8 protein-coding genes and 1 pseudogene are annotated in these 9,177 nt (G+C 68.2%); 2 read left to right on the top strand and 7 right to left on the bottom strand.

Going from position 1 to position 9,177, the window contains the following annotated elements; translation table 11 throughout:
* From WA944_RS01785 to WA944_RS01765, 5 genes and pseudogenes are all read right to left on the bottom strand, one after another.
* Window positions 1-356, bottom strand: a pseudogene (locus WA944_RS01785) (alpha/beta hydrolase); the annotation flags it as partial.
* Between the two features lie 58 nt (window positions 357-414).
* Window positions 415-543, bottom strand: a complete 129-nt coding sequence (locus WA944_RS01780) for a hypothetical protein (RefSeq protein ID WP_526610806.1) — start codon at window positions 541-543, stop codon at window positions 415-417.
* 60 nt (window positions 544-603) lie between these two features.
* Window positions 604-810: a hypothetical protein gene (locus WA944_RS01775; protein WP_526610809.1), complete on the bottom strand. Its 207-nt coding sequence runs from the start codon at window positions 808-810 to the stop codon at window positions 604-606.
* Window positions 811-853: 43 nt separating this feature from the next.
* Window positions 854-2,386 (bottom strand): alpha/beta fold hydrolase, encoded by a 1,533-nt coding sequence (locus WA944_RS01770; protein WP_526372874.1) that lies wholly within the window; start codon window positions 2,384-2,386, stop codon window positions 854-856.
* A gap of 65 nt (window positions 2,387-2,451) precedes the next feature.
* A complete protein-coding gene (locus WA944_RS01765; protein WP_526372875.1) occupies window positions 2,452-3,852 on the bottom strand; it encodes a WS/DGAT/MGAT family O-acyltransferase in 1,401 nt (466 codons plus the stop codon).
* A gap of 162 nt (window positions 3,853-4,014) precedes the next feature.
* Here WA944_RS01765 and panB point away from each other — a divergent pair, with 162 nt between their 5' ends.
* Entirely contained in the window at window positions 4,015-4,878 is an 864-nt protein-coding gene (gene panB / locus WA944_RS01760) for a 3-methyl-2-oxobutanoate hydroxymethyltransferase (protein WP_526372877.1), read from the top strand.
* Between the two features lies 1 nt (window position 4,879).
* Here panB and WA944_RS01755 read toward each other — a convergent pair whose 3' ends face one another.
* Both WA944_RS01755 and WA944_RS01750 read right to left on the bottom strand, forming a co-directional pair.
* Window positions 4,880-5,662: an enoyl-CoA hydratase/isomerase family protein gene (locus tag WA944_RS01755; protein ID WP_526372878.1), complete on the bottom strand. Its 783-nt coding sequence runs from the start codon at window positions 5,660-5,662 to the stop codon at window positions 4,880-4,882.
* A gap of 36 nt (window positions 5,663-5,698) precedes the next feature.
* Complete coding sequence (locus WA944_RS01750) at window positions 5,699-7,468, bottom strand: fatty acyl-AMP ligase (RefSeq protein ID WP_526372891.1); 1,770 nt, start codon at window positions 7,466-7,468, stop codon at window positions 5,699-5,701.
* Between the two features lie 184 nt (window positions 7,469-7,652).
* Between WA944_RS01750 and WA944_RS01745 the strand changes: the two genes are divergently transcribed.
* Window positions 7,653-9,176, top strand: coding sequence for a CYTH and CHAD domain-containing protein (locus WA944_RS01745; RefSeq protein WP_526372879.1), 1,524 nt, complete (start codon window positions 7,653-7,655; stop codon window positions 9,174-9,176).
* Window position 9,177 lies beyond the last annotated feature (1 nt).

The raw sequence follows: 9,177 nt of genomic DNA, 5'->3' as shown, positions 1-9,177 counted from the left end.
CCCGCCAGCGCGGCGCCCATGCCGGCGACGGCGTCGACCGCCGACGCGCCCGGTCCGCCCGGGTTGACGACGAGCACCCCGAGGCGCGGGCCGGTGGCGGGCACCTTGATGACCGCCAGTTGCGCCGCAGCGCCTTGCGGATTCGCGTAGTCCACCGGCACGGCGACGGTGCCACACTGGGCGGTGGGCAGCCGCGAGACGTCGTCGACGAAGTCCGCGCACGAACTCCACACGGGCGCAGTGAAGTACGACGGATCCTGAGGGGACTGCGGCGTCGCTGCCGCCGCCGGGGACAACACCGTCACCGCGGCGGTCATCGCCGCGAGCACTCGTCCCAGCCGCCGCATGGCAGTCATGGTTGCACGTGGGCGGGCCACCGGGCGCTGCCGGAACGCAAAGGTGATCAGGCCGTTATCAGGCGTCCAGCTCGTAGGTCAGCCAGGTCGACTTCTCGGCGCCGATTCCGTCGTAGAGCCGTTGCGCCGCCTCGTTGTCGGGGGCGGTCTCCCAGACCAGCTTCTCGGCTCCGCGGTCGTGGCACAACGCAAGGCTGTGCGCGATCAGCGCCCGCCCGGTGCCGCCGTTGCGCGCCTCGGGGGTGACCTACAGGTCGTTGAGCACACCGACACGGGCGGCGTGCAGGGTCTGCCAGGTCCAGTAGATCGTCGCGAAACCCACCGGGGTGCGGTCGGAGTCGCGCGCGATGAGCTGCACCCCTTCGTCGTCGTCGGCGATCAGTGCCCGCGACAGGGCCTCGAGCTTCTCGTCGGACGGGTCGACCCGATAGAAGTCGCAGTAGCTGCGCAGCATCGGCAGCAGCTCGGCCAGGTCGGCTTCCCGACGGCCGAGATGGTCAGCACCGTGTGCCCTCGGGCGGGACGGTCACGTCGATGAGGTATTGCGACGCGATGTCATCGACACACGACTCACCGCTGAACACGACGGTGTGTTGGGTGCCCTCGTAGGTCAGCAGCGTGCCGCCCAACTGTTCGGCGAGGTCGACGCCGGCTTGATACGGGGTAGCCGGATCGTTGGTGGTCGAGACCACCAGGACCGGCGGAAGCCCGGAAACCTCGAGTTCGTGCGGCGTGCTGGTGGGCGGGACCGGCCAGAAGCCACACGTCGGCATCGGCGCGAACCCGGTGAACTCGCCGTAGCTCATGAACGGCGCGGCCTCGCGGATGCGGCGGTCCTGCTCGACGAGAGTCTCCCGGTCGGTGATCGCCGGCTTGTCGACGCAGTTGACGGCGACGCGCGCATCGGTGGCGTTGGTGTACTCCCCTTCCGGGTTGCGGCCCATGTACAGATCGGACAGCGTCAGCATGGTGTCTCCCCTGCCCTCCTCGAGCTCGCCGAGCGCCTCGGTGAGGTGCCGCCACAGATTGGGCGAATACAGCGGCAGGATGGTTCCGACGATCGCGTCGTTGTAGCTCAGGCCCCGCGGATCGTTGGTCTCGGCGGGGTTGTCCACCAGCGGGTTGACCAGGGAGCGGTAGACGTCGACCGCCTTGTCGGGGTCGGTGCCCAGCGGGCACTCCGCGTCCTTGGCGCAGTCGGCGGCGTAGTCGTCGAAGGCCTGCTGGAATGCCTCGGCCTGGCGTACGTCGGCCTCGACCGGGTCGGCGTTGGGGTCGATGGCGCCGTCGAGGATCATCGCGCGCACCCGCTCCGGATAGGTCTCGGCGTATCCGGCGCCGATCCGGCTGCCGTACGAGTACCCCAGGTAGGTCAGCTTCTCGTCGCCCAGCGCCTCGCGCATCGCGTCGAGATCCCGCACCACACTGGCGGTTCCGACGTTGGCGAGGAACTCCTTGCCCATCTTGTCCACGCAGCGCTGGACGAACTCCTTGGTCTCCTTCTCGATGTGGGCCACCCCTTCCGGGGTGTATTCCACGACGTTGTCGGCGCGCAGCCGGTCGTTGTCGGCGTCGCTGTTGCACCACAGCGCCGGCGAGGAGTTCGCCACTCCGCGGGGGTCGAACCCGACGAGGTCGAACCGTTGCCGCACCGCCTCGGGCAGCGTCGTCGCCATCGACGCGGCCGCCTGGACACCCGACTCGCCGGGACCGCCCGGGTTGATGATCAGCGAGCCGATCTTGTCGCCGGTGGCCGGGAACCGGATCATCGCGATGAGGGCGGCCTCAGCCTGCGGGTTGTCGGCGTTGTCCCAGTTGACCGGCACGGACAGCATTCCGCATTCGGCACCGACCAGCGCGCGCGGCACCTCGGACGGCCCAGCCTCGCAGGGGGCCCACTCGATGGGCGTGCCGGGCCGGGGCACCGAGATCAGTGCGCGTCCCTCCACCACCTTGCTGCACCCGGCGACCAGAAACAGCGCACAGGTGAGCAGAAGGGCGGACCGCACCGCGCCGGACTTGAGCTTCATGGGAACACATGCTGCCATGGAGCTGCATCGTCGCTGGCGAGGCAGCTATCTCGCGCCGGGTGCGCTCACCCGGCGGCGACGAGGAGTTCGTCGAGCGCGGCCTGGAAATCGTCGGCCATGCTCCACAGGTCGGGCAGCAACTCCGGGCACGACACGATGCCCACATCCAGCTTGCCGTTGAGCGACATCACGGTGATGTTCAGGCCGGACCCGTGGAATATCGGACCCAGCGGGTACATCGCCTCGACCTCACAGCCCAGCATGTACAGCGGCATCTGCGGGCCGGGCACATTGGACAGCACCAGGTTGTGCACAGGCCTGGCTCCGCTGAGCCTGCTGCTGGCATAGACCCGCATCGCGACGCCGAACACCGCGGGTGCGGCGAACTGCGTCCAGTCCTGCAGCAGGGTGGCGCCGATCGCCGAACTGTGTTGTTTGGAAACCGAATTCGCATCCGCGATGGCTTTGATCCGGTCGGCGGGATCCTCGACGCTGGTCTCGAGGCGGGAGAACATCCCCGACACCTGGTTGCGCCCGGGGCGGTCGGATTTGTCGTGCACCGACACCGGGACCATGGCGACCAGGGAGTTTTCCGGCAGCTGGCCACGGTCCAGCAGGAACTTGCGGAGCACACCCGCCACCAACGCCATCACCACATCGTTGACCTTCACCCCGAAGTGGCTCTTCACCTTCTTGATGTCGTCCAGATCCAGTTGGGCGAAGGCGATGTTGCGATGTGCGGTGACGTTGGCGTTGAAGGACGTCTGCGGCGCCGCGAAGGGTGAGGCCATCGTGCTGCCGTTGCGGGCCCGCTTTGCGGTGTCGATCACGGTCGACACCGTCATCGGCACCACATTGGCCAGCTTCAGCGGCCGCGTCGCGAACTTCAGCGCGCCGCTGATCGCGATCTCCAGATCGCTCGCGTCCCCCGGCCCGTCGACCGGATCGGGCGGCGGCGCGTCGGGTTCGGTCGAGCACAGCTTCGACATCAGGTTGGCCCCGGTCACGCCGTCGACGCTGGCGTGGTGCACCTTCGTCATCACGGCGATGCGGCCCCCGTCGTGGGCTGTGTCGTTGCTGGTGCCGCCGACGTTCTCGATCACCCACATCTCCCACAGTGGCCGGGTCCGGTCCAACGGCAACGCGGCGATGTGGCCGCAGATCTCGGCGAGCTCGATGCGCCCGCCAGGCGACGGCAAACCGATGCGGTGGACATGGCGGTCGACGTCGAAGTCCCTGTCCTCCACCCACACCGGGTGGTCGAGATTGAATCGGTTGTCGGCGAGCTTCTCCCGGAATTCCGGCATCGCCTTGATCCGCAGTGTAAGGCCGTCGCGGAAGCGGTCGAACGTATAGCCGCCCGGCATCGTCGAGGTGTCGAGCTCCAGGATCGAGCACACGTGCAGCGGTTGGGTGGCTGTTTCGAGATACAGGAAGCTGGCGTCGAGCCCGCTGAGCCTTTGCATGTCGCCGATGTTAGGCGTGGTAGGAGCGGGTGTGAGCAAATCCACTCAACGTAGCCGTTCAACTTCCGGCGCCATGGTGGCAGACTTGGAACGGTCAGCGAAACCCGGGGACCCTTTCCGGCCTCGAGGATTCGAAGAGACCCACCCGTCGAGGGGACAATGATGTCCGAGCAGACCGTTTATGGTGCTGTCGCCGATTCTCCTTCCGCTTCCGAAGCAGCATCGAAACCGCGCATCAAGGTGCGCACCCACCACCTGCACAAATGGAAGGCCGAGGGGCACAAGTGGGCCATGTTGACGGCCTACGACTACTCCACTGCCGCGGTGTTCGACGAGGCACAGATCCCGGTGCTGCTGGTCGGCGACTCCGCCGCCAACGTGGTGTACGGCTACGACACCACGGTGCCGGTGACGGTCGACGAGCTGATCCCGCTGGTGCGCGGGGTGGTGCGGGGCGCTCCGCACGCGCTGGTCGTGGCCGACCTGCCGTTCGGCAGCTACGAAGGTGGCGCGGCGCAGGCGCTGGCCACCGCAACCAGATTCCTCAAGGAAACCGGCGCCCACGCCGTGAAGTTGGAGGGCGGTGAGCGCGTGGCCGAGCAGATCGCCGCGATCACCGCCGCAGGCATCCCGGTCATGGCACACATCGGGTTCACGCCGCAGAGTGTGAACGGCCTGGGCGGGTTCCGTGTGCAGGGCCGCGGCGACGCCGCCGAGCAGACGATCCACGATGCGATCGCGGTGCAGGAAGCGGGCGCGTTCGCGGTCGTGATGGAGATGGTGCCTGCTGAACTGGCCACCCAGATCACCGGCAAGTTGACGATCCCCACCGTCGGCATCGGCGCCGGACCCAACTGCGACGCGCAGGTCCTCGTGTGGCAGGACATGGCGGGCCTCACGGCGGGACGGACCGCGAGGTTCGTGAAACGCTTCGGCGGCGTAGGCGACGAATTGCGCCGGGCCGCCACCGAGTACGCCCAGGAAGTCGCCACCGGCGTCTTCCCCGCCGAGGAGCACTCCTTCTAGGTCAGCCGAACTCGGGCTTGCGCTTGGTCAGGAACGCGTCGATGCCTTCCCTGCCGTCGGGTCCGTCGGCGTTGGCGGCGAGCAACCGTCCCTCGAGTTCCATCTGGGTCTCGATGCCGTTGTCGAACGTGGCGAGCAGCAGCTTCTTGACCGCCGCGTGCGAGTGCGTGGCACCGACGGCCAGATCGGTCACCAGTGTGTCGGTGAAGGAACCGAGTTCGGCGTCGCCGACGACGTAGTTCACCAGACCCCACTGCATGGCTTCGTCCGCGGTGAGCCGCCGATTCGTCAGCATCAAATCGTGGCTCCGGCGTATCCCGATCAGCCTGGGCAGGTAGTAGGAGGCGCTGCCGTCCGGGCTCAGGCCGGCCCGCGTGTAGGCCATGGTGAACGTGGCGGAGGTGGCTGCGACCACCAGGTCACCGGCGGCGGCCAGCGAGAATCCCGCGCCCGCGGCGGTGCCGTTGACGACGGTGACCAGCACCGCATCCATGCGGGCGAACGTCGAGATGGCCCGGTGCAGGTCGTCGGCGATGCCCTTGACGAACCGTCCGGGCCCGAGCGGGGACGCCGCCATCGCCTTCAGGTCTCCGCCGGCGCAGAAGAATCGTCCGGCGCCGGAGAGGACCACGACTTTGGTTCCGGCTTTGTCACAGCGGGCCGCGACGTCGGCGAGCTCACGAGTCATGGTGTCGTCCATGCCGTTTGCGGCCTCGGGCCGGTTCAGCGTGATCCGGGCAACGGCACCGGACTGCTCGAAGATGATGGTCTGGTAATCGGTCACAGTCAGAAGACAGTATCTGCCTGCGCCCGCCAGGGCTCAGAGGCCGCCGTCGAGATACTTGTCGCGGCACGCCCTGCGCGCCAGCTTGCCACTCGTGGTACGGGGAATCGCCCCTGCTGCAACGAGTTTCACTTCGGCCACCGGCACGGCATGGCGGCGGGACACCGCCGCGCGGATGCTCTCCTGGACCGGGCCCGCGTCGGCGCGCCCGGCACCCACGGCACGTTCGGCGACGATCACCACTTCTTCGCGTCCGTCACCCGGCACCGAGAACGCCGCCACGAATCCCGCGCGCACCGCCTTGGACGCCTCGGCGACGGTCGCCTCCACATCCTGCGGGTAGTGGTTGCGCCCGTCGACGATGATGAGGTCCTTGATCCGACCGGTGATGTACAGCTCGCCGTCGAGGTAGACCCCGAGGTCGCCGGTGCGCATCCACAGCGCGCGCTCGCCGCTGCCCTCAGCGTGGCTGCCGTGCAGCAGGCGGGACTGCACCTTGTTCTGGAATGTCAGCTCGGTGTCGTGCGGACGTCCCCAGTACCCGCGCCCGACGTTGTCGCCGTGCAGCCAGATCTCACCCACCCTGCCGTCGGGAACCTCGGCGTCGGTGGCCGGGTCGACGATCACGGCCCACTGGCTGCGCGCGATCTTGCCGCAGGACACCTGCGCCAGCGCGTTCGGATGGTCCGCCGGGACCCGGACCGCGCGGCCCGCGCCCAGCTCGTCGCGGTCGAGGTGGATGGCTTCCGGGCGGGCGTCGTGCGAGGTGGTGGAGATGAACAGGGTGGCCTCGGCCATGCCGTAGGACGGCTTGATCGCGGCCGGGTTCAGGCCGTACGGCGCGAAGGCGGCGGTGAACTTGTCGACCGAGGTGATGCTCACCGGTTCAGACCCGTTGATCAGGCCCGCGACGTTGCTGAGGTCGAGCGCGTCGCCGGCAGGCGGCAGCCCACGCTGGGCCGCCAGCTCGAACGCGAAGTTGGGTGCGGCGGCGAAGGTCCTGCGGTCCGAGGCGCCGAGTTCGCGGATCCAGCGGTAGGGCCGACGCACGAACGCCACCGGCGACATCAACGTGATGTGACCGCCGGCCAGCGCCGGGAACATGATCATCAGCAGGCCCATATCGTGGAACAGCGGCAACCAGCTGACGCTGCGGATGTTGTGGTCCAGGCCGACCGACAGGATCATCTGCACGACGTTGGTGCATGCCGCCCGGTGGGTGATCTCGACACCTGCAGGGGTACGGGTGGAACCCGAGGTGTACTGCAGGTAGGCCACCGCGTCGGTCTGCAACGGTGCGGGGACGAATGCGGCGCCGACGGCGTCGGGCACCGCGTCGACGGCGATCACCCGGGGTCGCCGATCACGGGGCAGCGTGCGGAGGAACTCCCGCACACCGGCTGCGGCCTCGGTCGTCGTCAGGACAACCGACGGGCGGGCATCACCCAGCACTGCGTCGAGCCGCTCCGCGTGCCCCGGGAGTTCGGGCGCGAACAGCGGCACGGCGATGGTTCCCGCCTGGATCGCGGCGAAGAACGCGACGACGTAGTCGACGCCCTGGGGGGTCAGGATCGCGACTCGGTCTCCGGCCTGGGTGACCTGCTGCAGCCGGGACCCCACGGCCCGCAGGCGCGTTCCCAGCTGCGTCCAGGTCAGCTCGAGGGTGCGGTCACGATCGAAGTCGAGGTACCGGTATGCGGGGGTGGCACCGAGTTCGGCGACATTGCGGTCCAGAAACGATGTCAGCGTGACACCGTCGGGTATGGCGATGTTGCCTTCAGGGTCGAGGTAGTCCTCGATCTTCATCTGGGCGGTGCCATCCGCAACCAGGGCTGCTTCCCGGTTCATAAGACGATTCTAAGAGCAGGATGCGGGAAATCGTGACACCACCCGCCCCGCGCGCCCTTTCGACCCCGATATCCGTTCACCTGGATATGGCACTCTTGGCTTTCTGAAATCACCCACCCGCGTAGCCGAAACAAAGGGGACCATGGCCGCCACATCGCCCGAAAACTCCAGGTACACGGAGACCGAGCGCAAATTCGAGGTCGTCGAGTCCACCGTGACGCCCTCGTTCGACGGCCTGTCCGCGATCGCCCGCGTGGAGCGGTCGCCGTCACAACAACTCGACGCTGTCTACTTCGACACACCGGGTCGCGATCTTGCCCGGCACCGGATCACGTTGCGGCGCCGAACCGGGGGTTCGGACGCGGGCTGGCATCTGAAACTGCCTGCCGGACCTGACACACGCACCGAGGTGCGCGCGCCGCTGGACGACGACGCGGCTGCCGATCCCGCCGATGCGGTGGTGCCGGAGAGCCTCCGCGATGTCGTGCTCGCGATCGTGCGGGACCGGCCGCTCGCGCCGGTGGCACGCATCAGTACCTCCCGCAGCGTCGAGATGCTCTACGGCCCCGACGGTGGGGCCCTCGCCGAGTTCTGCGACGACCAGGTCACCGCCAGCGCCGAGGGCGGCGACGAACAACGTTGGCGTGAATGGGAGCTGGAGCTGGTCGAGGCCACCGACCCTGAGTTGTTCGACCGGTTGACCAACCGACTGCTGGATGCCGGCGCGCAGCCGGCCGGGCACGGTTCCAAGCTTGCCCGCGTGCTCGCCTCGAGTGAGCCGGCCGACGGTGAGGGTGACGCGGACGAGGCTCCCGCCGCTTCCACGGACCCCCTGCACCGGGCGGTGGCCGAGCAGGTCGAGCAACTGCTCGAGTGGGACCGCGCCCTGCGGGAGGACAGCTACGACTCGGTCCACCAGATGCGGGTGACGACCCGCAAGATCCGCAGCCTGCTGCAGTCGTCGGAAGGGTCGTTCGGCATCACCGACGACGAGTGGATCCTCGACGAACTGCGCGAGCTCGCCGGGGTCCTCGGCGTGGCGCGCGACGCGGAAGTACTCGCCGAGCGATTCGAGAACGCGCTGGACGACCTACCGGAGTACAACATTCGGGGCCCGGTGCGGGAGCGGCTCGTCGACGGCGCCAAGAAGCGCTACAAGAACGGGTGGAAACGATCGCTGACGGCGGTCCGCTCCCCGCGCTACTTCCGCCTCTTGGATGCCCTGGACGCGCTGGTGGCCGCGGAACCTCCGCCATCACAGCCCGGTGAGGAACCGGCCGAAGCCAACCTGGGCTCGGCGTACAAGCGGGTCCGCAAGGCCGCCAAGGCCGCTCACGCCGCCGTCGACGACACCGGGGCCGATACCGACGAAGCGCTACACCGGATCCGCAAGCGCGCGAAACAACTCCGCTACACCGCGGCCGCCACCGGGGCGAAGAAGGTGGCCGAGACCGCCAAGGCGATCCAGAGCTTGCTGGGTGATCACCAGGACAGCGTGGTCAGCCGTGCGCACCTGAGCAAGCAGGCCGAGCTGGCGCACGCCGCCGGCGAGGACACCTTCACCTACGGGCTGCTCTATCAGCAGGAGAGCGACCTGGCGAAGCGGTGTGAAGCCCAGCTCGACGACGCACTCGAGAAGCTGGACAAGGCGGTCCGCAAGTCCTGAC

The sequence above is a fragment of the Mycobacterium sp. genome, assembly GCF_049683355.1.
Lineage (GTDB): Bacteria > Actinomycetota > Actinomycetes > Mycobacteriales > Mycobacteriaceae > Mycobacterium.
This window is presented reverse-complemented; position numbering and strand designations above follow the sequence as displayed.